Source organism: Bradyrhizobium sp. 2TAF36 (assembly GCF_052114925.1).
Lineage (GTDB): Bacteria > Pseudomonadota > Alphaproteobacteria > Rhizobiales > Xanthobacteraceae > Bradyrhizobium > Bradyrhizobium barranii.
Genome location: NZ_JBFRFR010000015.1, coordinates 59,309 through 81,941 on the forward strand (window position 1 = coordinate 59,309; position 22,633 = coordinate 81,941).

Genomic DNA, 22,633 nt, shown 5'->3' on the forward strand with positions numbered 1-22,633 from the left:
TGCAGTGCGGCATGCGCGGCTTGCACGTTTGTGTACAAACGGTATCGTCGCGACGTAGGTTTTGACGAGCACTTGGCCACGGGCTTGGGAACGAGGATGACGCAGACACCGATCCGCCTCACCGTGAACGGCAGGATCCACGAGATCACGGCAGCGCCGCAGACGCCGCTGCTCTATGTGCTGCGCAACGATCTCGCGCTCAACGGTCCGAAATATGGCTGCGGCTTAGGCGAATGCGGCACCTGCACTGTCCTGATCGACGGGCAGGCCGCGCGCTCCTGCGTGATCCCCGTCAGCGGCTGCGCAGGCCGCGACATCCTGACGCTCGAGGGGCTCGGCACGCGCGACAAGCCGGATGTGGTGCAGCAGGCCTTCATCGACGAGCAGGCCGCGCAGTGCGGCTATTGCCTCAACGGCATGATCATGACCACCAAGGCGCTGCTTGCGATCAACCCGCAGCCGACCGAGCAGGAGGCGCTGGCGGCGCTGCGCTACAATCTTTGCCGCTGCGGCACCCATGTCGAGATCCTGCGCGCGGTGATGCGCGCATCCGGCCAGATCACTGAGGCCGTTGATTGATGGCCTCCCCTGTTTCGAACGGAGCTGAGCGGCAATCCGGTTCGCTCGTCGTCGTCCGCACCGTGGACGAAGTCACATCCGAGACCTTCATCCGTATCACCACGGATGGATCGGTCACGGCCTATAACGGCCACGTCGATCTCGGCACCGGGATCCGCACCGCGCTCGGCCAGATCGTCGCCGAAGAATTGGATGTGTCCTTTGCACGCGTCGTCGTGGTGCTCGGCCATACCGCCGTGGTGCCGAACCAGGGCGCGACGATCGCGAGCGAGACCATCCAGATCACCGCCGTCCCCCTGCGCAAGGCCGCAGCCCAAGCGCGGCACTTCCTGATCGCGCGCGCTGCCGAGCGGCTGGAGCTGCCGGCCAGCGAGATCAAGATCGAAGACGGCCTCGTGCGCGGGCACAACCGCAGCGTCAGCTATGGCGAACTGATCGGCGGCGAGACCATTCGCCTCGAGCTTGCCGACGACGTCGCGCTCAAGCCCGTTGGCGACTACGCCATCGTCGGCCAGTCGACGCCGCGCGTCGACCTGCCCGCCAAGGCGACCGGCGAGCTGACCTTCGTGCACGACGTCCGGCTATCAGGCATGCTGCACGGCCGCGTGGTGCGCCCGCCCTATGCCGGCGTCGATGCCGGCCCGTTCGTCGGCACCAGCCTGATCGCGGTGGATGAGTCCTCGATACGCGACATTCCCGGCATCATTTCCGTCGTGCGCATCGGCGATTTCGTCGGCGTGGTCGCCGAGCGCGAGGAGAACGCGATCCGCGCGGCGGAGCAGCTCGCGGTGAGCTGGAAGCCGACACCTCATCTAACCGATCTCGCCAACGTCGAGACCGCGCTGCGCGCCAATCCATCGACGCCGCGCACGCTGATCGACAAGGGCGACGTCGATAAGGCGATATCAAGCGCGGCCACGCCGATGCAGCGCACTTATGTGTGGCCGTACCAGATGCACGCCTCGATCGGCCCGTCCTGCGCGGTCGCCGATGTCCAGGACGGTAACATCCGCGTCTGGTCGGGCACGCAGAACCCGCATGTCCTGCGCAGCGATCTGGCGCTCCTGATCGAACGTCCCGAAAGCGAGATCGAGGTGATCCGCCTGGAGGCCGCCGGCTGCTACGGCCGCAACTGCGCCGATGATGTCACCGCGGATGCGCTGCTGCTGTCGCGCGCCGTCGGCCGGCCCGTGCGCGTGCAGCTGACGCGCGAGCAGGAGCATGCCTGGGAGCCCAAGGGCACCGCGCAGCTGATCGATGTCAATGGTGGGCTCGACGCCGACGGCGGCATCGCTGCTTACGATCTCGCCACGCGCTATCCCTCGAACGCCGCGCCAACGCTGGCGCTGCTGCTGACGGGGCGGATTTCACCGGAGCCCATGGTGCTCCAGATGGGCGACCGCACTGCGATCCCGCCCTACGACTACGACCACATGCGCGTCGTCGCCCATGACATGGCGCCGATCGTGCGCGCCTCCTGGTTTCGCGGTGTCTCGGCCCTGCCGAACACCTTCGCGCATGAATCCTATATCGACGAGGCCGCGACCGAGGCCGGCGTCGATCCGATCGAATACCGCCTGCGTTACCTGAAAGACCAGCGCGCCGTCGATCTCGTCAATGCCGTGGCCGAGCGCGCGGGTTGGACGCCCCGGCCCGTCCGCGAAGAGAAAGGCGGCGACGTCGTGCACGGGCGCGGCTTTGCCTATGCGCTCTATGTCCACAGCAAGTTTCCCGGCTATGGCGCGGCGTGGTCGGCCTGGGTCGCCGACGTTGCGGTGAACAAGTCCACCGGCGATGTCAGCGTCACGCGCGTCGTCGCCGGGCAGGACTCCGGCCTGATGATCAACCCCGACGGGGTGCGCCACCAGATCCACGGCAACGTCATCCAGTCCACCAGCCGCGCGCTGATGGAAGAAGTGTCGTTCGAGCGCGGCGCAGTGGCGGCGCGCGAATGGGGCGCCTATCCGATCATCCCCTTCCCCGACCTGCCCAAGATCGACGTGCTGATGCTGCCGCGTCAGGACCAACCGCCGCTCGGCGTCGGCGAGTCCGCCTCGGTGCCGAGCGCAGCCGCGATCGCCAACGCGATCTTTGATGCCACCGGCGTGCGCTTCCGCGAGCCGCCGTTCACGCCGGAGCGCATCCTTAAGGGATTGCACGGCGACGCGGCAGCCATGCCGCAAGCCCTGCCCGCACCCGCTGCGCCGCCGCCGTCACGCATCTGGCAGAATCCGTTCGCCAAGCGCGCCGGCATTTTCGCAACGATTGCGGCGGTCTGCACTGCCGCGATCGGCGTCGGCGCAGCTCTCCTGCCCGGGCGCGCGATCGCGCCGATCGCACGTCCCGATCCATCGGTCTATTCCGCGGCGACGATCGCGCGCGGAGAGCAACTCGCAGCACTCGGCAATTGCGCGGAGTGCCACACCAGCCTCAATGGCGTGCTCAACGCCGGCGGCCGCGCACTTCAGACGCCGTTCGGCACGATCTACTCAACCAACATCACGCCTGACGTCGAGACCGGCATCGGCGCCTGGTCCTATCCCGCATTCGAGCGCGCGATGCGCGACGGGCTGCACCGCGACGGACGGCAGCTCTACCCCGCCTTCCCCTACACCCATTTCGCGAAGACCAGCGACGCCGACATGCAGGCGCTCTACTCCTACCTGATGACCCAGCCTTCGGTGCGCGCCACGGCGCCGGCGAATGCGCTCGCCTTCCCGTTCAACCTCCGCCCGCTGCTTGCGGGCTGGAATGCCCTGTTCCACAGAACGAGCGAATTCAAGCCCGATCCCGCCAAATCCGAGCAGTGGAATCGCGGCGCCTATCTCGTCGAGAGCCTTGGCCATTGCAGCGCCTGCCATTCGCCGCGCAACGCGCTCGGCGCGGAGCAACGCGAGGCCTATCTCGCCGGCGGCTTTGCCGAGGGCTGGGAAGCGCCGGCCCTGACCTCGCTCTCGCATGCGCCGATTCCATGGAGTGAAGACGAACTCTTCGCCTATTTGCGCACCGGCCAGTCGCGTTATCACGGCGTCGCGGCCGGTCCGATGGCGCCGATCGTCAGGGATCTCACGGCGCTACCCGACCAGGGCATCCGCGCGATGGCGATCTACCTCAACTCGTTCAACGACCCCGCAACCGATACGCAGACGCAGGATGCGCTCGCCGCGAAGCTCGAAGGCGCAACGCAAGTCGCGACCGCCGCTTCCACCGGCGCGCGGCTCTATCAGGGCGCCTGCGCCGTCTGCCACGAGGTCGGCGGCCTGCCGCTGTTCGGAACGCGGCCCTCGCTCGCGCTCAACAGCAATCTGCACAGCGCGACATCGGACAATCTCGTGCAGGTCGTCCTGCACGGCATCAATGAGCCCGTCTCCAGCGACCTCGGCTACATGCCCGCCTTCAAGAACAGCATGAGCGACGCGCAGGTCGAAGAACTGGTCAGCTTCCTGCGCCAGCAATTCGCGCCGGACAAGCCGGCCTGGTCCGGCGTGCGCGAGACGATCGCGCGGGTGCGCACCTCAACGCATTGATTTTTGGAGCATGACCGGAAAACCGCTTCACACTTTGCGCTAACGCGGCCCTTCGGGTCCGGGTCATGCTCTAGCCGTGCTTCTTCGCCTCCACCGGCGGCGTGCCGTGGGTGTGGAACGACTCGATCGTCTTCAATCCCCACGCCTGCCCCTTCTTGCGCTCTTCCTCGGTCCACACGATCGGCTTCCAGTCGGGGGCGAGGATGAGGCGCGCGCCGGCGTTGGCGACTTCGACGCGGTTGCCGCCGGGCTCGTAGACATAGAGGAAGAAGGTCTGCTGGATCGCGTGCTTATGCGGGCCGGTCTCGATGTGCACGCCGTTCTCCAGGAAGATATCGGCGGCGCGCAAAATCTCCTCGCGGCTGTCGAGCGCGTAGGTGACATGGTGAAAGCGGCCGGGCGTGCCGGAATGATCGAGCGAATAGGCGAAGTCGTAGCTCTTGTTCGACATCGTCAGCCACATCGCCGCTTCCCGCCCGTCGTTGAGCACGATCTGCTCGGTGAGGCGGCAGCCGAGATAGTTTTCGAAGAACTCGCGGTTGGCCTTGATGTCCACGGCGAGGCAGTTGAGGTGATCGAGACGGCGGACGTTGACGCCGCGCGCGGGAAAGCGTTGCGCCTGGTTCTTCAGCGCAGGTCTAAGCTCCGGCGGCGCCTGGTACCATTCGGTCTCGTAATAGAGCTCGACGATATGGCCATCAGGATCGCGGCAGCGGAAGGTCGGCCCCTGCCCCATGTCGCCGTCGATCCAGCCGATGTCGAAGCCGGAGCCTTTGAGCGCGGCGACGCGGCGCTCCAGCGCCTGCTGGCTGCGCGCGCGCAGCGCCATATGCTCCATGCCCGACGTCTTCGACGCCGTCAGCTTGAGCGAATAGCGCTCATAATCGTCCCAGCCGCGCAGGTAGACCGACTCGCCCTTCTGCCCGCTCACCGTCATGCCCATGACGTCAACGAAGAATTTCAGGCTCTCGTCAGGCTTCGGCGTCAGCAGTTCCATGTGGCCGAGATGAGCAAGATCGAGGATCGGTTCGGGCTGCATGCTTTCCTCCGGGCGTGGCTGCGATCCGCCGGACCGGATCGCGCAATCGGACGCAAGGCTGCAAACGCGCTCAAGTGTCCGGGGGCGGCATCCAGGCCGCGGGTTCATTTGTACTAATGTACAAATGATTAGGTCCCGTCAACAAATCAAAACATCGCCGCCCGGATCGAATGACGCGCCAGCCGGGATGACCTCCATCCCCGAACGGCGGACCGACTGGCCGAATGGTAAAATCTTCCTTAAGCGCTGTCGGGCCTATCGGCCTAGAAAAGCGGCATTCCCCTACCGATTCCGCCCGCAAGTATGCATTAGGAGCAAATCTCTCAACCGAATTGTCGCAGATTTAACAAAGCCCCCGCGCCTGCCGTTTAACCGTTTGTCCAGCCGCGGCACGCATAGTCAGGGTTAAACCCCTTGCTCATGCCAGGTTCATTCATCGTGACATCCTTTGGACGCGTGATTTCGGTACGCGGGTCGCTCGCCCGGGTCGGGCTGCTGGCGGCAAGCCAGATGCCGGTCTCAGAAATTCGGGCCACCGTCGGCCGTTTCGTCAGCATCCGCTGCGCCAGCTCGGTGATCGTCGCCATGATCACCGAGGTGTCCTGCGAGAACCTCTCGAGCTCCGACTACATCGCCATCGCGTCGGTCGACCTGCTCGGCGAAATCCACAATGCCGCCGACAAGGCCAAGTTTCAGCGCGGCGTCACCAACTATCCGACCATCGGCGATTCCGTCGACCTGATCACGAGCCAGGAGCTGCGCACGATCTACGCGCCGACCGGATCGGACCAGATCAATGTCGGCTTCCTCCAGCAGGATCGCTCCGTCGTCGCCTATGTCGACGTCGAGGAAATGCTCTCCAAGCATTTCGCGGTGCTGGGATCGACCGGCGTCGGCAAATCCACCGGCGTGTCGCTGCTGCTCAACGAGATCCTGAAATCACGCCCGAACCTGCGCATCTTCCTGCTCGACGTGCACAACGAATATGGCCGCTGCTTCGGCGATCGCGCGCTGGTGCTCAACCCGCGAAACCTGAAGCTGCCGTTCTGGCTGTTCAACTTCGAGGAAATCGTCGACGTGCTGTTCGGCGGCCGCGCCGGCGTGCCCGAGGAGCTTGACGTCCTCGCCGAGGTGATCCCGATCGCCAAGGGCATCTACACCCAGTATCAGAACACCGATCGGCTCGGCCTGAAGCGCATCGATCCCAAGCAGGTCGGCTTCACCGTCGACACGCCGGTGCCATACCGCCTGGTCGATCTGATCTCGCTGATCGACGAGCGCATGGGCAAGCTGGAAAACCGCTCCTCTCGCATCATCTATCACAAGCTGATCTCGCGCATCGAGGCCGTCCGCAACGACCCGCGCTACGCCTTCATGTTCGACAACGCCAATGTCGGCGGCGACACCATGGCCGAGGTGATCAGCCATCTGTTCCGCCTGCCCGCCAACGGCAAGCCGATGACGGTGATGCAGCTCGCCGGCTTCCCGGCCGAGGTCATCGATTCCGTCGTCTCGGTGCTGTGCCGCATGGCCTTCGACTTCGGCCTGTGGAGCGACGGCGTGTCGCCGATGCTGTTCGTCTGCGAAGAGGCGCACCGATATGCCTCCGCCGACCGCAATGTCGGCTTCGGCCCGACCCGCAAGGCGGTGTCGCGCATCGCCAAGGAAGGCCGCAAATACGGCGTCTATCTTGGCCTCATCACCCAACGTCCAGCCGAGCTCGACGCCACCATCATCTCCCAGTGCAACACGCTGTTCACGATGCGTCTGGCCAACGAGCGCGACCAGGCGCTGCTGCGCGCCGCGGTATCGGATGCGGCCGCGAACCTGCTGTCCTTCGTGCCATCGCTCGGCACCCGCGAAGTCCTGGCGTTCGGCGAAGGCGTCGCGCTGCCGACCCGCCTGCGCTTCAAGGAAGTGCCGCCGCACCAATTGCCGCGCGGCGAAGCCACCATCTCAAGCGTGCCGTCGGTCACCTCCGGTCACGACATGCATTTCGTCGGCGCCGTGCTCGAGCGCTGGCGCGGCGCCACCTCGCAACGCGACGTGCCGAACGATCCGGTGTTTTCGCAGCCGCCCGCGAAGACGCTCGCGACCGCCGAAGCGCCGATGCTGCAGCCCTCGATGGGGCTGGACCCGGATCGCTTCTCGCTGCTGAAGAAGCCCCTGCGGTAAGGAACGGACACCGCTTCGGCAAATTCCGCTGTCATGCCTCGGCTTGACCGGGGCATCCAGTACGCCGCGGCCCCTCGATTCAATCACGATCGCCTCTGGAATTTCCCGAACAACGGACAGTCGTGAAAGACGGGGAATGCACCGGATATCGCGGCTCAAGGCCGCGTCTCGCGGATAGCCCAAGGCTTGTCCTTCGTGCTACCCTTGCCTTTTGGAGCCGGTTTGAGCACGCGGGGCGCGAGGATGTCCGTGGGCGGTGCCAATATTGCGGATCGTAACATCATAACGGTGCTCGCCGTCGACATGGTGGGTTCAACTCGCCACATCGCGGCTTGCGACCCCGATGAAGCTCAAGCGTTTTTGGACCAGTGGCTGGATCACATCCGCAGCTCCGTGGAGCGTCTCGGGGGACAGATTGTCCACTATGCGGGAGACGGTGGCATTGCCATATTCGGCTGGCCAACCGCATATGAGGATCATGCGGATCGTGCGTGCATCGCAGCCTGGGATATTCAGAGCCATAGCCAGTCGACCGGCCCCAGGGGAGATCCGGTCAATTTTCGCGTCGGACTTCACTCCGGCCTGGTCGGCTTACGCATAGGCGGGAAAAATGCCATCGCCCGCTTCGACGTTGCCGGAGCGACCGTGCACGTTGCTGCCAAGCTGCAGCAGGAAGCAGCGGCAGGCGAGATCAGGGTTAGCGCCGAAACCGCAAAGCTGTGCCGGTCGCCACTCGGCCTTACGGCGCACAAGACGACTTCGGGAATCGCCGATCGGGTCATCGAGGCCTACACGCTGAATGCCCGGCCGGACGATGTCGATCACAACGAAATCGCCAGCCGCTATCAAAATCCGATCGTGAATCGGGTCGACGAACTTGCGGCGCTTCGGGAGCTCCTCCCGCGCCCGGGCGGCAAAAGCTGCTCCGTCACCCTGCTGGGCGAACCAGGTATCGGTAAGAGCCGCCTTGCGACAGCCGTAATGACCGAGGCGCTGACATCCGACGTGAGATGCTGCGTCTTTTATGGCGGCGTACAGAAACGTGCCACCGCATTCGCCGCCGCCCGCACCTTGGTGGGCGACATGCTCGCTGCAAACAGCTCACCTTCGGATGACCATATTCGCGAGGCTCTCGCGGAACTGCACGTCGAAGCAGGCGATCGCAGAAAGCTCGAAGCCCTATTCATCGCTGGAAAAGCGTCCTCTCGTCAACGATTGACCGACAATACGCAAACGCAAATTGCACGCGCACTTGTCAATGCCTTCCTCGCATTGGCGCTTGATCGACCAACTCTCTTGCTGATCGAAGACCTCCAGTGGATCGATCCGGAAAGCCGCCATTTCCTGAAATTGCTCGCGCGCGCAAGTCCCCCACAGCCGCTTTGCATATTGCTGACCGGACGTCCGGAATCATCAGACCAGTCCATGGAGATTGCGGACTCGCTCATTCATCTACAACCGCTGTCGCGGGCCTGCATGGAGGCTTTGGGACGCCAATTGTGGCCGAAAACTCGATCCCCGACCGTGTTTGCGAGAGCCWTCGATCGCGCCGACGGCGTCCCCTTCGTATTGGAAGAGTTCTTGCGTTCGGCGGACGCGACGAACGCAACGAGCGAACATTCGCTACCTCAGAGCGTCGAGTCCGTGATTCATGCGCGGCTGCAACGACTTTCTCCGAAGTTGAAGGCATTCGTGCAGACACTCAGCCTGCTGGGAGAGGAGGTAGAAATCCAATTGGCTACGACGGTGCTCGGCGTGGACGTAGGCGAGCTGCTGACTGCGTTGTTCGAGCTTGCCCGATTTGCTTTTGTCCATCCGCTTGCGGGTAACTCCGTGCGTTTCCGGCATCAGATCATCGCCGAGGCCTGTGCAAACACGATACCGCGTGGCCGGCGTCTGGAAATCCACCAGGCCGCTGTCCAGGCGATCATTCGGCGTTACCCGAATCTGGATGGTCGTTACGAACAGTTGGCCTTTCACGCAGAGGAAGCCGGAGATGCTGATGCTGCACTTGGCTATCTCTGGGACGCTGCCGTCGAAGCGCGCCGGAACGCCGCAGCCTCATCGCTCAGTTTGATATACGACCGGGCGCTCAAGCTCATCGAGCGTCTTGGGGAAGCCGCCGAAGAAAAATATGTCGACTTCGGTCGAATGAGCTTCGCTTCGATGCTGCAACTCGGCGAATTCAAAAAAGTAAATATGCATTTGCCACGAACGTTGGAGCTGGCGCGGCGCCAAGGCAGGATTGCTCACGTGTGCAGCGTCCAGTCGCAACTCGGGATGGTCTACTGGTTTGAGGGCCGGTATGAAGAAGGGCTGCAAATAACGAGCGAGGGACTGAGAACGGCTCGAGCGCTGAAATCGACCGCACTCATATTTTCAAATCAGACCATCATGGCAAATGTGTTGCACAGCATGGGCCACGTCCATCGCGCGATTGCGGCGATGGACGAACTGAATGAAATGCTCACAGGAGAACTCGAGACTGCCCGTCTCGGGACACCGGCCGGTCCAAAATGCACGGTTTTGGCATTCAGGAGCTGGTTCATGAATGCAACAGGTCAATATGCGGAGGCGCTCGGATTCGCGTTGCGTGCATTGGAGATCGCAGTTCGTGAACAGGATTCATATGGGCAAGTGCTCGCCCGCATTACGATGGGACGAAATCTCCTCATGCTCCATCGAAATGACCAGGCTGTGGAATGCTTGTCGATTGCAAGGGAGATCGTCGAACGTAACGGCTACGATGCCAGCAAGGCCAACCTGACCGGAGCAATGGCGACCGCTTTGGCACGAACAGGCCAGGCACATCAGGCCGTCGACCTGATAGACGCTTGTATGGAGAGCGGCACGCATCTGCGGACAGGCCAGATCGAGCTCTGCCTTCTCTATGCGGGTTACGCTGAGGCTCTCGTTCGGGACGGGAAATCCGAACGTGGCCTGAGCGCCTTGGATGATGCTCTTTCCATCGCCAGGACCATCAGGAATCCATGGCTGATTGTCGAATGTCTTGGCTTGAGGGCGCGACTGCTCGCCGAGGCGAAGCCCGGCACCGCCCGCGTCGTTGAGGATCTCGCCGAGATGCACGCGATTTGCGATCAGTTTGGCATTGTTGCCTGGGACGGATCCCGGCTCGCGGTTTAGCAAGGCCGCTCGTGTCGAGACACACCAGTTCACAGGAACCCGTGTCGCGGGCTCGCCGCTCTTCAACGGGCGCGGCATGCAATCCGGGGCTCCGACCCGGAGCAACGACCTTGACGGGACTTTGCCAAGAAGTACAATCTCGAGCATCGGACGGCTATTTCTGACAGCTCTCGTCGCTACCGGGCGAGCTGCGTCTCGCCGAGCTGCGCATATCTCCACAAATTCTGATTTCGAGAAAACGGGTGGTTCAATTGTAGTTCACGGAGGCTCATGCGATGCGTCGTATCGCTTTCCTCATTGGCTTTGCGCTGGTCGCCGCCGCAAGTTCGGGAATTGAGACCGCTCTCGGCGATCCCATTTATGTCGACCAAGGCCCGAAATGGACAGCGGAAGACAGGGCCGACTACTACACGCGCGACCAAGGCTCCCGCTTAATCAACCTCACCTGGTTACGGGCATTGAAAGCGAAGGACGGACAACCGTTCCTCTCGGATGGTCTGACCCGATACGGCTTTCTCCCAAATCCGGGCAATAATACCAACCTCCCCGTCGGCCTCCACACCACGGGTCCCGCAGAGTCCCAGATGGTCGGGATAACATGCTCCGCGTGTCACACGCGGCAGGTTGAAGTTGGGGGCAAGACGTACCGCATCGACGGCGGTCCGGCCTTTATGGATTTCCAGGAGTTCCTGAGCGACCTGGACAAGGCGGTAGGAGACGTAACCGCCAGCGACGCGGCATTCGCTGCATTTGCTGCGGCCGTCTCCCAACCTGCGACACCTTCTGCTGCCGATGTTGCCGCACTACGGCAGAGGGTTGATGCATGGCACCGGCGCGTTCATGCATTCGTGGCCGGTACATTGCCGCCAGTTGGCTGGGGGCCTGGGCGGCTGGACGCCATCGGGATCATCTTCAACCGCATATCCGGCACCGACGTTGGGCCGCCGCCCGATTTTTTGATCCCGGAGAACATGAAGATTGGCGATGCTCCGGTGCGCTATCCTTTCCTGTGGAATTCACCGATGCAGAACCAGACCGACTGGGCCGGTTTTGTGTTGAATGGAAACCGCGTTTTTGCACTTGCCCGGAACACGGGACAGGCTCTCGCATTCGGCAACTTCGAACCAAGGCGCTCGTTCGGCCCGTTCTTCAACTATGCCAACTCCATCAACTTCGATGGACTGAAACGACTTGAGGAATTGCTCCTGAAGATGGGCCCGCCAAAATGGCCATCAGATTGGCCTATCGACTCGAAGCTGGCTAAAGACGGTCAAAAAATCTTCGAGAGGCAGTGCAGCAAGGGGTGTCACGAGAAGAAGGAAGTCCGTGCGCTGCGCGACCTGTTTGTTACGACGTGGGTGACGCCGGTTCAGAACGTCGGCACCGACACACGTCAATTCGACGAGCTTGGTTGGAGGGTGAAGACCGGCGCGCTGAAGGGAGCAGGTATCCCGTTGATCGCCAGGCACCTCGAGGAGGAGGATTATGCCGTCCACATGATGTTCAGTGCAGTCGCCGGAGCGATCCTCGACAATAAGCTGTTTTTGGGGAGCGACGTCGGCTCCGGTGACGGCTTTGGCTCCTTGTTGCCTCCCAACGCCCAAAAGGCGCCCTCCACATCCCTCTCTCTGTCACCGGCTCCGGTCAAGGCGTCCATCGCGCCGCCCAGCAGCGCGCAACCTCCGGGCCAGCCAGAAAGCCTGACGATCGAACCGGGGACGCTTCTTGAGCGGACCCTCAACAGAGGCGAGTATGAAGCTCGCGTGCTGGAGGGAATTTGGGCCGCGGCGCCTTACTTGCACAACGGCTCGGTGCCGACATTGGCGGAATTGCTCGTACCGCCTGCGAAGCGTATGTCACAATTCAAAGTTGGCGCGAGATACGACATCAAAAATGTTGGTCTTGACGTCACACAAGAGGGGCCAAATCGTCCGGTCACCGATTGCAATGACCTCAATTCAGGAAACAGCCGATGCGGGCATGACTATGGCACGCGCTTGAGCGACGACGAAAAGAAGGCACTCCTCGAATATTTGAAGACCCTTTGAGAGCCTCGGCTCTCTCTGCACTAGCCAGGATGTAGTCCGCGCAAGCGCTTTGCGCGAAGGACTGCGATCGACTATGTTCCGCGTTTCCCCGAGAGCCCCATCCGGAACATCGTCATGTCCCCTCCTCCTTCACAACGCTTCCCCGCACCCGCCCTCGACACGCTCCCCGACGACATCCGCACGCGCCTGCTCGCCGTGCAGGAGAAGAGCGGCTTCGTGCCGAACGTGTTCCTGACGCTGGCCTACCGGCCCGAAGAGTTCCGCGCGTTCTTCGCCTATCACGACGCGCTGATGGAGAAGGACGGCGGCCTCACCAAGGCCGAGCGCGAGATGATCGTGGTCGCGACCTCGGCGGCCAACCAGTGCCAGTATTGCGTGATCGCGCACGGCGCGATCCTGCGCATTCGCGCCAAGAACCCGCTGATCGCCGACCAGGTCGCTGTGAACTACCGCAAGGCCGACATCACGCCGCGGCAAAAGGCGATGCTCGATTTCGCGATGAAGGTCTCGGCCGAGGCGCAGCGCGTCTCCGAGGAGGACTTCGCGGCGCTTGCACCGCACGGCTTCAGCGACGACGACATCTGGGACATTGCCGCGATCTCCGCCTTCTTCGCGCTGTCCAACCGGCTGGCAAACTTCACCGGCATGAGGCCGAACGAGGAGTTTTACCTGATGGGGCGCTTGCCGAAAAAATGACGGAGCTCGACTGGCCCGAAATCCTTGCTCGTCTCGGTGCCGCGACCGTCGCCGCCGGCGCGATCGGCCTCGACCGCGACCTGCACGGCAAGCCGATCGGGCTGAAGACGCTCGGCATCGTCGGGCTCTCCACGGCGACCGTGGTTCTGCTCGCCCTGCAGCTCGCCGAGCCAACCAAGGTCGCCGATGCCACCAGCCGCGTCATCCAGGGCATCCTCACCGGCATCGGCTTTCTCGGTGCCGGCGTCATCGTGCATCAAAGCATGGGATTTCGCGTCCGCGAGCTGACCAGCGCCGCCTGTACCTTTCTCGCGGCCTGCATCGGCATCGTCTGCGGCGCCGGACAGTGGAAGATCGTCGCCGTCGCGCTGGCGCTCGCCTTCGTGCTGCTGACGGTGGGCCGCCACATCGAGCGACGGTTGCACCGCGTGCTCGGCGGCAAGGAGGATGCGCACACCGCGGAGACGTCTCCGGACGCGCCGCCGCGGACCTAGCCGGCTGCGCCAGCACGCGGCTCTCACATCCGTCACGTTTTCCGTCGCTGGCTCCAGAAGCTCCCGACACCGACGATGGCGGTGACGAGCAGAACGGCAACGAAGGTCTGGATGATCGTGAAATTCAGGGCATCGCGCGCGACGAACAGCGCGGTGATGGCACCGGCAACGAYGAAGAGAATGCGAAAGATTGCGCTCACGGTGATGCCTCCGGGTCAGCATGACTCGGAGCCACCTGCGCCCTCGACATTCAGGCAACACCGGTTCGGCAATCATGCCGATGGACCATAGCGCCCTGCACCGATACGAATTTGCGGTAGGTCAAGTCGCCTGCGCGCCTCAAAGCGTTGGCGACTGATGCAGGTAACGGCCGTCGAAATCCGCAAGGTCCAGAAATTTCCGCTCGTCCAGCACCGTGACGCGGCCGCGGTGCAGCTCGACGATGCCCTCCTGCCGCAACTGCTTGATCACGCGGTTGGCGTGCACCCCGGTGATTCCCAGGGCTTCGCCGATCTGCTCCTGGGTCAGCGGCATCTCGAAGCCGTTGCCGTCAAGACGCCCGATGACCCGGAGGCGTTCGCGCAGCTCGATCATGACATGGGCAAGCCTTGCGGGCGCGGGACGCTGGCCGACGTTGACGATCCATTCGCGAAACATCGCGGCGTCGATCAGCGTGTCTCGCCAAAACATCTCGGCAACGCTTGGACTGCGCTGGTGCAATTTTCGCAGCGTTTCGTGACTGATGAAGCCGAGCGTGCACGGCGTCAGCGTCGACAGGTCGTGATCCATCACGTGCAGAAACAGGCTCATCAGGTCGGGGATCTCGCCGGGGATGTGGATAGAGAGGATCTGACGCTTGCCGCTTGCTATCGTCTTGGAACGTGCACAGAAGCCATCTGCGATCAGGCAGCAATCGGTTGCGCGCTCGCCGTCGCGCACCACGGGCGCCTCCGCCGAATATTGACGAACCGCAATCGGGAGCGCCTCGATCTCCTTCACGTCGTCGTCCGAGATGCCGGAAGATGTACGCAAACGCCTGACAAGCGCAGCACGGATCGTATCGCTGGGCACGCGAGCTAGCTCCGGTTGGTATGAGATGGGACCTGTACTGCAATCCCTGGCGCAGAGGCGCCGCTGCAATAAAAAACCCGCGATCCACGCCCCCGGTTCCAACAAAAGTTAAGGACGCCACGTGCCTCCCCATGGTTGGCTTCGCGCCGGAAAGGTCCAGCCATGACCAAGAAGCGCAACCGCACGCGACCGGCCCTGTCACTCCAGGAGCGCAAGTTCACACGGGACGCCCGCGCCGCGGCCAAGAAGCTGCCAGCCGGCACCGAACGCCACACACTGTTGCAGAAGGCGCGCGACGGCGAGGCAGCCGCCGAGATCGAACGCCTTCTGTCCTCACCCGGTTCGCAACACCAGAAGTGATCGTCCCACCGTTGCGTAGCTGCGACCGCGAGGCGCTACGTGGCTAGCGCTGCGCCATCAACTCGAGCGCCGGAGCAAAGCGCTCGGAGAATGTCAGCGTCTTGGCGTGGCGAACTGCCGCAAACGATGCCGAGATTCCTGCTGTGGCGACTGCGAGCAAGGCAACTACGAAAACCAGACGGCGCATTTTGGCCTCCTGTGTGAGCTCGACTACCCCACAGAGATGGGGTGGCTCTGTTTCAGGACGGTTTCATCCCTGCGGAAAATGACTTCGCTCAAGCGGCTGTGATGAGATCCGGCTTCTCGGGCCGCCGCGCCGTAACCAACTAACAATCATCGTCGTTGTCTTGCGACGGTCGCGAGCGGCAACGGGAATTTCGCGCCAGCGACCACGATCATGAATCGCAAGACTGCCGCGATAAGCAGTATTCGCGGGAACGCGGAGTCATCGAGGATTGCTCAAATGAACGTCGTTATCCGGAAGCTCAATGGTCTGTGGCACCTCGTCGTCGGCTCGTGCCAGATCCGAACGCCCTTCCTGGCAACCCAGGACCGCGCGCTGGTCGTGAGCTACGCCCGGCGCGTCTACCCCGGCGCCAAGATCTTTCAGCGCGACTGATGCGAGCGGTTGCGCCTAGTCGTCATCCGCCGGCCCGCACCAGCCGGGCAGATAGATAGCGTCCTTGCTCTTGGCCGCGGACAGGGCCTTCTCGAGCGCCTTGTCGAAATTGGCATCGACCGCCTTGCGCGTCAGTTTCCGGCGCAGAAAGTCGGCCCACAGGAATTCCGAGAACGGCGTGGTATCCTTGGCGAAGCCGCCCATGCGGCGGAGCTCGCCGGCAAGGCTCCGGAACGGATCGTCCTTGAGATCGACGACCGATTTCGGCAGATCGCGGAACGGCCGCCGCTCGCCCTTGGAATCGTAGGGGTAGACCCAGCGCTTGTTGTCCATCACGCCCCAGAAAGCTTCGCGCTCGACCATTCTGAGGTCGCCGACCACGGTCACCAGCACTTCCTTGACGCCCTCGTCGTGCAATGCGCGGCCGAGATGATGATGGTCGATCACGTAGTAGCGCTGGTCCGGTCCGTAGACGACGGGGATCATGTGATTGCCGAGCAGGTCGGCCTGCTTCTTCTTGCCGTGCTCGCGCCAGCGCTTGCGCTTCTCCTTGACCTCGCGCATGCCGACCGTCATCTGCGTCGGCCGGAGCGACAGGATCGGCACCGGATGCACTCTCGGTTCGCGTGCGTTGGTGGTGGTCATGATGAAGGCCCCTCACATGGTTGCAACCGGTGGTCCGGTTCCCTTGATTATGCCATGGGCCCCGCGGCGGCAAAATGCGTTCRATCCGGCCGCGGATATCACAAGCAGATGTTCACGAGAGCCGACGGTGCGTGCTTCGGTGTCGTTGCTGCGACGCCACCTCCGCTTCCTGTCACCGACCTGACAGCCGGCGCCGCGTTCGCTCGCGCGCCGTTCCGGAAATATGCCATGCAAGATAGTGCGAAAGCGCAATGCACGTGTGCGTTGAGAAGATTTTCTGCAAGGCATTCACGACGTATGCTATCTAAAACCGCTGCTTCGGAGTGATCCCCTCACCATGAAAACACAGCGGCCCATCAGCTCGGATGACGAGCACCGGGTGCTCCAGTTCAGGCCGCGCAACGCGTCTCCCCCGCCGGTCCAACGGGGCAGCGGTACCGTGCAGCCGCTGCGCGTCGCGCCCGAGCCGCTCGACCTGTCGCGCTACGAGAAGCCCCGCCCGGAACCGGACAATTTCCGCCACCGCATGCTCGCCAATATTGCGGCGCTCGCCTTCACCATCGCGCTGACCGCGATCGGGATCTGGCTCGCGGTGAGCATTGCCGACCTGCGCCGCACCCAGGATTGCGTGCTGATGGGCCGCCGCGATTGCGCCAAGATCACGACGCCCCATATCTAGGCACCCCCCCGGGTGAAAAGGCCCGCCGACGGCATCCCCAGCCCTGTCGCCGGGGCCGCCCGGCTCCATTGAACTCAGGGCGGCGCTCCGATATACGGGCTTTCGACCCGGCCAGAGGGGGGTTTGAGGGCGTCATCGGGGCGCGATGCCCACCCACCGTTCCACTCTGGAACTTCAGACAAATATCAGCAATATATCAAAGGCTTAGTGATGTCCTCCACATTCGATCAGGTCGCTACGATCATCGCTGAAACCTGCGACATCCCGCGCGACACGATCACGCCGGATAGCCACGCCATCGATGACCTCGGCATCGACAGCCTCGATTTCCTGGACATCGCGTTCGCGATCGACAAGCAGTTCGGCATCAAGCTGCCGCTGGAAAAGTGGACCCAGGAGGTCAACGACGGCAAGGCGACCACCGAGCAGTATTTCGTGCTGAAAAATCTGTGCGCCCGCATCGACGAACTGGTTGCGGCCAAGGGCGCGAGCGCCTAAGCGCGCGGTCATGCAACTCGAATACTTCCACATGATTGATCGCGTCGTCGACCTGAACGTCGACGCGAAGACGATTGTCGTCGAAGCCCAGGTCCCCAAGGAGAGCACGATCTTCGAGGGGCATTTCCCGGGCTATCCCCTGATGCCCGGCGTGCTCCTGATCGAATCGATGGCCCAGGCTTCGGGCTGGCTTCAGCTCGGCGTGCTCAAGTTCGAGCGCATGCCGATTCTGGCCGCCGTCAAGGAGGCCAAGGTCCGCGGCTCGGTCTTCCCCGGCGATCTCATGACCATCGAGGCGACCCTGTCGCATCAGGGCTCGGGCTATGCGGTGACCGAGGCCAAGATCAAGGTCGGCGGCAAGCTGCGCGCGAATTCGACGCTCACCTTCACGCAGATCCCCTTCCCCAATGCGGATATGCGCGGCTTCATGGACGCGGTCGCCAAACGCGTCGGCTTCCCGCAACAGGCCGGATCGCCATGACTGACACTGCTTTGAAGCCCGGCCAGACCGAAGTCTGGATCACCGGCATTGGCCTCGCCACCTCGCTCGGCGAAGGCCTGGACGCCAATTGGGCCGCGCTTCAGGACAAGCGCATCAATGTCGATGAGAAGGGCTTTGCGCCCTGCATCGTGCATCCCCTGATGCCTGTTAGCTTCGACAGCCAGATCCCGAAGAAGGGCGACCAGCGCCAGATGGAAGCCTGGCAGCGCATCGGCACCTATGCCGCGGGCCTTGCGCTCGATTCCGCCGGGATCAAGGGCAACAAGGACATCCTGTCGAAGATCGACATGGTGGTGGCCGCCGGCGGCGGCGAGCGCGACCTCAATGTCGACTCCGGCGTGCTCACGGCCGAGGTCAAGGGCGCCAATGCGCCCGGCTTCCTCAACGAACGGCTGATGAGCGATCTCAGGCCGACGCTGTTCCTGGCCCAGCTCTCGAACCTGCTCGCCGGCAACATCGCCATCGTGCACGGTCTCGGCGGCACCTCGCGCACTTTCATGGGCGAAGAGGTCGCGGGTGCCGATGCGGCGCGCATTGCGCTCGCGCGCATCGCCTCGGGCGAGAGCGACATCGCGCTGATCGGCGGCTCCCACAATGGCGAGCGCAAAGACCTGATGGTCCTCTACGAATTCGGCGACTTCAACCTGAAAGACAAGTTTGCTCCGGTGTGGGCGCGCAAGGATCACCCCGGTTTCGCGTTGGGATCTGCCGGCGCGTTCCTAGTGCTGGAATCGAAGGCGCACGCGGAAGCGCGCGGCGCAAAGCCGTTCGCAAAGCTGTCGAGCGTCGTTGCCGACCTCGCCCGGCGCAAGCAACCCGGCGACACGGCCGCGACGCTGGAGAAGCTTTGGGAAAAGCTGCCCAGGCGCGAGGGCAAGGGCGCGATCATATCGGGCGCGACCGGCGCGGAGCCCGCGACGTCAGAGGAGCGCGGCTTCCTGAAGGGCCATGCTGACTTCCCGGTGCGTTCGACCGRCACGATGTTCGGCCACGCCATGGAAACGCAATTCCCGCTTGGCATCGCGCTCGCGGCGCTGTCGATCTCGCGCGGTGCGCTGTTCCCGCCGAACGATTCCACCGGGACCGAGATTGAAATGCAGGGCGCGCCCACCCAGATTGTGGTGGTGGGGGCCGGACACTGGCGCGGCGAGGGCATGGCTCTGGTCGAGGCCGTAAGCTGAAGCGCGTCGCGCTTTGGCGGATGCTCTAGCTCAATCGGGGGATCGACATGACTGCACCACGCGACAAACTCGGGCGTCCCGTCGTCGTCGTCACCGGCATGGGCATCATGACCTCGCTCGGCAACGGCAAGGCCGACAATTGGGCGAAGCTCGTGGCCGGCGAATCCGGCATCCGCACCATCACGCGCTTTCCGGTCGACGGCCTGAGGACGACGATGGCCGGCACGGTCGATTTCGTCAGCGTCGATCCGTTCTCCTCCACCGGCCTGTCCGAGCGGATGGCTGAGCTCGTCACGCAGGAAGCGCTCGCGCAGGCCGGCATCGGCGCCAAGGCCGATTTCCCCGGTCCGCTCTTCCTTGCGGTTGCACCGGTCGAAGTCGAGTGGCCGCAGCGCCGTGAGCTCGGCCGTGCCGTCGGCGCGCAGGATATCACCTATGACGATCTGCTGCGCATCTCCGGCGGCGGCAAGTACAGCGCCTATCACCACCGCTTCATGTTCGGCTCGGTAGCAGCTTATCTCGCCGAGACCTTCGGCACCAAGGGCTCGCCGATCTCGCTGTCGACGGCCTGCGCCTCGGGCGCGACCTCGATCCAGCTCGGCGTCGAGGCGATCCGCCGCGGCGAGACCGATGCCGCGCTGTGCGTGGCAACCGACGGCACCGTGAACCCCGAAGCTCTCGTGCGGTTCTCGCTGCTCTCGGCGCTGTCGACCCAGAACGATCCGCCGCAGGCGGCCTCCCGCCCCTTCTCCAAGAACCGCGACGGTTTTGTCATGGCCGAAGGCGCCGGCGCCCTCGTGCTGGAAAGCTACGAAGCAGCGACCGCGCGCGGCGCAAAAATCCTCGGCGTGATCGCCGGCTGCGGCGAGCTCACCGATTCCTTCCACCGCACCCGCTCTTCGCCTGATGGCAAGCCGATCATCGGCTGCATGAACAAGACGCTGGCCGATGCCGGCATGACGCCGGACCAGATCGACCACATCAACGCGCACGGCACCGCGACGCCCGAGAACGACAAGATGGAGTTCAACACGACATCGGCCGTGTTCGGCGATCTCGCGCAGAAGATCCCGGTGACCTCCAACAAGTCGATGGTCGGCCACACCATCTCGGCCGCGGGCGCGGTCGAAGCGATCTTCTCGCTGCTCACCCTCGAGCATCAGCGCATTCCGCCGACGATCAACTACGACAATCCGGATCCCACGATCCTGTTCGACGTCGTCGGCAACAAGGCGCGCGATGCCCGCGTCACCGCGGTCATGTCGAACTCGTTCGGCTTCGGCGGCCAGAACGCCTCGCTGATCCTGACCCGCGAACCGGCCTGACCGGACGCATGGCGCTGTTACCTGCGAGCATCAAGGCCCGCGCGCGGGAGGCTGCCAAGTCGCTCGGCGGAAGCCTGATCGGGGCCACCACCGTCGGCATGCTGCGCACCACGCGCTATTTCGATCCGGCCAAGACCTCGGACTTCTTCTCCCGCGTGGTGAAGACGATCGGCCCGCGCCTGCGCGAGCACCGCATCGGCCGCGCCAACCTCACCGCGGCATTTCCGGAGAAGTCGCCGGAAGAAATCGAAACCATCCTGATGGGCGTGTGGGACAATCTCGGCCGCGTCGGTGCCGAATTCGCCCATATGGACCAAGTCTGGGATTACGACCGCGATCATCCGGAAAAGAGCCGGATCGAACTGCCCCAGCGCAGCATCGAGCTGTTCGACCAGATCCGCGACGACGGCAAGCCGGCGCTGATCTTTGCAGCCCATCTCGCCAACTGGGAACTGCCGGCGCTCGCCGCCGTCGCGCATGGGCTGGACACTGCGATCCTCTATCGCCGGCCGAACATCGCCTCTGCCGACCGCATCATCCAGGAGATGCGCCAGGTCAACATGGGCACGCTGATCGCTGCGGGGCGCGACGCGCCTTTGCGCCTCGCGCAGGCGCTGAAGGACGGCAAGCACGTCGCCATGCTGATCGACCAGTATCTGACCGGCGGCGTCGAGGTCACCTTCTTCGGCCGCAAGACCCGCGCCAACCCGATGCTGGCGCGCCTGCTGCGCCAGGTCGAATGCCCGATCCACGGCGTCCGTATCATCCGCCTGCCCGGCAACCGTTTCCGCGGCGAGCTGACCGAGGAGATCCCGCCGGTGCGCGATGCCGACGGCAAGATCGACATCCAGGGCACGACGCAGGCGATCACGAGCGTGGTGGAAGGCTGGGTGCGCGAGCATCCCGAGCAATGGTTGTGGCTGCATCGAAGGTGGCGGTAGCGAGCCGTCAGACGGCTAACGCGGCTACCTATTCCTCATCCTGAGGAGCGCGGAACGCGCATCTCGAAGGATGCAGGCCCGGCCGGTGGCCTCGCCCTTCGAGACGCGCGCGAAGAGCGCGCTCCTCAGGGTGAGGGTCTGGCCCTCTCTGCCGAAAGACTTCGTCCCAAACAAAAAAGGCCCCGGCGCATGACCGGGGCCTTCGCGTTCAAGCTCTCGAACCGTTCAGTACTTCGCGACCACCGGTCCGCCGAACGTGTAGTTCACGCGCACCGTGCCGATGTCGATGTCCTGGCTGATGCGGTGAGTGCTTGGCGGCGCGGCGAAGGGGGCAATGGTGTTCGTGGTCACGTCCCGGCTGCCCATGAACAGATGATCGTATTCGACGGCGACGGACCAGCCCGGCGCGAAGCCGAACTCGATTCCCGCACCGACGGTCCCTCCCCAACGCGTCTCGGAGCCGACGGCACCGGTCTGACCTGCGACGACGGCGAAAAACGGCGCAAGAGCGGCCGCGCCGGCCGGCGTCACCGTGAGCGAGTATTTGTCGTGAACGACGGCCGCACCGCCCTTGGCATAGAGCAGCACGTTGTTGAAGGCGTATCCGACCTGCCCCGTGAACAGGCCGAAGGCGTCGACCTTGGTGACGTCGTTGAGGAGAGAGGTGGTACCAAAGACGGCATACTGGCTCGCGTTGCTGCCCCTAAAATCGGCCCAGTTGCCCTGCGCCTCCAGGCCGAACACCCAGTTGGTCGCCTGCCAGCGATAGCCGATCTGTCCACCGACGGTGGCGCCTGTCGCGTTGTGGCACCCCTCGGGAACTGACGGCACGATCGGGAAGCCGGAATCGTTGAAGATGTCCCAGCAGGTGTGCGCAGAACCGCCGCCACCGTTGATACCGAGATAGAGACCGCCCCAATTGTAGACCGGCGCCACGACAGGAGCCTTGGTGTAACGCGGGGCCATGTCAGCCGCCGACGCAGCGGTGACGAACAGCAACGAGCCGGCCGCAGCCAGAACAACTTTCTTCATTGGGGCAATTCCTATGAACGAATATATTCCGGTTCCATACACCGGAACCGCGCCGGACGCTGTCACCCCAAGGACACA

The 22,633-nt window shown here is 63.6% G+C and carries 22 protein-coding genes; 15 read left to right on the forward strand and 7 right to left on the reverse strand.

The window, feature by feature from the left end:
- The first annotated feature begins 96 nt into the window (after positions 1-96).
- Positions 97-579 (forward strand): (2Fe-2S)-binding protein, encoded by a 483-nt coding sequence (locus tag AB4Z51_RS11100; protein ID WP_028159320.1) that lies wholly within the window; start codon positions 97-99, stop codon positions 577-579.
- On the forward strand, positions 579-4,106 hold the full coding sequence (locus AB4Z51_RS11105) for a molybdopterin cofactor-binding domain-containing protein (RefSeq protein ID WP_441497405.1): 3,528 nt from the start codon (positions 579-581) through the stop codon (positions 4,104-4,106). The genes AB4Z51_RS11100 and AB4Z51_RS11105 overlap by 1 nt, the downstream gene beginning before the upstream one ends.
- A 70-nt stretch (positions 4,107-4,176) precedes the next feature.
- Here AB4Z51_RS11105 and AB4Z51_RS11110 read toward each other — a convergent pair whose 3' ends face one another.
- Both AB4Z51_RS11110 and AB4Z51_RS11115 read right to left on the reverse strand, forming a co-directional pair.
- Positions 4,177-5,145 (reverse strand): catechol 2,3-dioxygenase, encoded by a 969-nt coding sequence (locus AB4Z51_RS11110; protein WP_038955078.1) that lies wholly within the window; start codon positions 5,143-5,145, stop codon positions 4,177-4,179.
- 368 nt (positions 5,146-5,513) lie between these two features.
- Positions 5,514-5,732: a hypothetical protein gene (locus AB4Z51_RS11115; RefSeq protein ID WP_231144588.1), complete on the reverse strand. Its 219-nt coding sequence runs from the start codon at positions 5,730-5,732 to the stop codon at positions 5,514-5,516.
- Between AB4Z51_RS11115 and AB4Z51_RS11120 the strand changes: the two genes are divergently transcribed.
- The 5 genes from AB4Z51_RS11120 (at position 5,731) to AB4Z51_RS11140 (ending at position 13,702) form a co-directional block, all read left to right on the forward strand.
- A complete protein-coding gene (locus AB4Z51_RS11120; protein ID WP_224580704.1) occupies positions 5,731-7,320 on the forward strand; it encodes an ATP-binding protein in 1,590 nt (529 codons plus the stop codon). The genes AB4Z51_RS11115 and AB4Z51_RS11120 overlap by 2 nt on opposite strands.
- Positions 7,321-7,569: 249 nt before the next feature.
- Positions 7,570-10,464: an ATP-binding protein gene (locus AB4Z51_RS11125; RefSeq protein WP_441497406.1), complete on the forward strand. Its 2,895-nt coding sequence runs from the start codon at positions 7,570-7,572 to the stop codon at positions 10,462-10,464.
- A 275-nt stretch (positions 10,465-10,739) separates the two neighbouring features.
- On the forward strand, positions 10,740-12,512 hold the full coding sequence (locus AB4Z51_RS11130) for a di-heme-cytochrome C peroxidase (protein WP_441497407.1): 1,773 nt from the start codon (positions 10,740-10,742) through the stop codon (positions 12,510-12,512).
- Positions 12,513-12,626: 114 nt separating this feature from the next.
- Positions 12,627-13,208: a peroxidase-related enzyme gene (locus AB4Z51_RS11135; RefSeq protein ID WP_441268342.1), complete on the forward strand. Its 582-nt coding sequence runs from the start codon at positions 12,627-12,629 to the stop codon at positions 13,206-13,208.
- On the forward strand, positions 13,205-13,702 hold the full coding sequence (locus AB4Z51_RS11140; RefSeq protein WP_441497408.1) for an MgtC/SapB family protein: 498 nt from the start codon (positions 13,205-13,207) through the stop codon (positions 13,700-13,702). Before AB4Z51_RS11135 ends, AB4Z51_RS11140 begins: the two co-directional genes overlap by 4 nt.
- A 32-nt stretch (positions 13,703-13,734) precedes the next feature.
- On the opposite strand, the gene AB4Z51_RS11145 is transcribed toward AB4Z51_RS11140, so the two are convergent.
- Both AB4Z51_RS11145 and AB4Z51_RS11150 read right to left on the reverse strand, forming a co-directional pair.
- Entirely contained in the window at positions 13,735-13,902 is a 168-nt protein-coding gene (locus AB4Z51_RS11145) for a hypothetical protein (RefSeq protein ID WP_441497409.1), read from the reverse strand.
- 139 nt (positions 13,903-14,041) lie between these two features.
- Positions 14,042-14,773: a Crp/Fnr family transcriptional regulator gene (locus tag AB4Z51_RS11150; protein WP_441497410.1), complete on the reverse strand. Its 732-nt coding sequence runs from the start codon at positions 14,771-14,773 to the stop codon at positions 14,042-14,044.
- A gap of 162 nt (positions 14,774-14,935) precedes the next feature.
- Here AB4Z51_RS11150 and AB4Z51_RS11155 point away from each other — a divergent pair, with 162 nt between their 5' ends.
- Entirely contained in the window at positions 14,936-15,133 is a 198-nt protein-coding gene (locus tag AB4Z51_RS11155; protein WP_441497411.1) for a hypothetical protein, read from the forward strand.
- A gap of 43 nt (positions 15,134-15,176) precedes the next feature.
- Here the strand turns inward: AB4Z51_RS11155 and AB4Z51_RS11160 are convergent, their stop codons facing one another.
- Positions 15,177-15,320 (reverse strand): hypothetical protein, encoded by a 144-nt coding sequence (locus AB4Z51_RS11160; protein WP_441268345.1) that lies wholly within the window; start codon positions 15,318-15,320, stop codon positions 15,177-15,179.
- 276 nt (positions 15,321-15,596) lie between these two features.
- Between AB4Z51_RS11160 and AB4Z51_RS11165 the strand changes: the two genes are divergently transcribed.
- Positions 15,597-15,752, forward strand: a complete 156-nt coding sequence (locus tag AB4Z51_RS11165; RefSeq protein WP_166352319.1) for a hypothetical protein — start codon at positions 15,597-15,599, stop codon at positions 15,750-15,752.
- A 15-nt stretch (positions 15,753-15,767) separates the two neighbouring features.
- On the opposite strand, the gene AB4Z51_RS11170 is transcribed toward AB4Z51_RS11165, so the two are convergent.
- Positions 15,768-16,397 carry a ParB-like protein gene (locus AB4Z51_RS11170; RefSeq protein WP_063983964.1) on the reverse strand — a complete coding sequence of 210 codons (630 nt, stop codon included), beginning with the start codon at positions 16,395-16,397 and terminating at the stop codon, positions 15,768-15,770.
- 337 nt (positions 16,398-16,734) lie between these two features.
- On the opposite strand from AB4Z51_RS11170, the gene AB4Z51_RS11175 reads away from it, so the two are divergent.
- The 6 genes from AB4Z51_RS11175 to AB4Z51_RS11200 all read left to right on the forward strand — a co-directional run bounded on the left by AB4Z51_RS11175 (position 16,735) and on the right by AB4Z51_RS11200 (position 21,523).
- Positions 16,735-17,076: a hypothetical protein gene (locus AB4Z51_RS11175; RefSeq protein WP_063983965.1), complete on the forward strand. Its 342-nt coding sequence runs from the start codon at positions 16,735-16,737 to the stop codon at positions 17,074-17,076.
- Positions 17,077-17,286: 210 nt separating this feature from the next.
- Complete coding sequence (locus AB4Z51_RS11180) at positions 17,287-17,574, forward strand: acyl carrier protein (protein ID WP_007592476.1); 288 nt, start codon at positions 17,287-17,289, stop codon at positions 17,572-17,574.
- A 10-nt stretch (positions 17,575-17,584) separates the two neighbouring features.
- A complete protein-coding gene (locus tag AB4Z51_RS11185) occupies positions 17,585-18,055 on the forward strand; it encodes a 3-hydroxyacyl-ACP dehydratase FabZ family protein (RefSeq protein WP_441268346.1) in 471 nt (156 codons plus the stop codon).
- The gene (locus tag AB4Z51_RS11190) at positions 18,052-19,257 is read left to right on the forward strand and encodes a beta-ketoacyl-ACP synthase (RefSeq protein WP_441497412.1); all 1,206 of its coding nucleotides are present in this window, start codon (positions 18,052-18,054) and stop codon (positions 19,255-19,257) included. The genes AB4Z51_RS11185 and AB4Z51_RS11190 overlap by 4 nt, the downstream gene beginning before the upstream one ends.
- Before the next feature lie 47 nt (positions 19,258-19,304).
- A complete protein-coding gene (locus AB4Z51_RS11195; RefSeq protein WP_063983968.1) occupies positions 19,305-20,582 on the forward strand; it encodes a beta-ketoacyl-ACP synthase in 1,278 nt (425 codons plus the stop codon).
- Between the two features lie 8 nt (positions 20,583-20,590).
- Positions 20,591-21,523 (forward strand): lipid A biosynthesis lauroyl acyltransferase, encoded by a 933-nt coding sequence (locus AB4Z51_RS11200; RefSeq protein ID WP_439034590.1) that lies wholly within the window; start codon positions 20,591-20,593, stop codon positions 21,521-21,523.
- Positions 21,524-21,748: 225 nt separating this feature from the next.
- On the opposite strand, the gene AB4Z51_RS11205 is transcribed toward AB4Z51_RS11200, so the two are convergent.
- Complete coding sequence (locus tag AB4Z51_RS11205; RefSeq protein WP_441268347.1) at positions 21,749-22,555, reverse strand: outer membrane protein; 807 nt, start codon at positions 22,553-22,555, stop codon at positions 21,749-21,751.
- Positions 22,556-22,633: the final 78 nt, after the last annotated feature.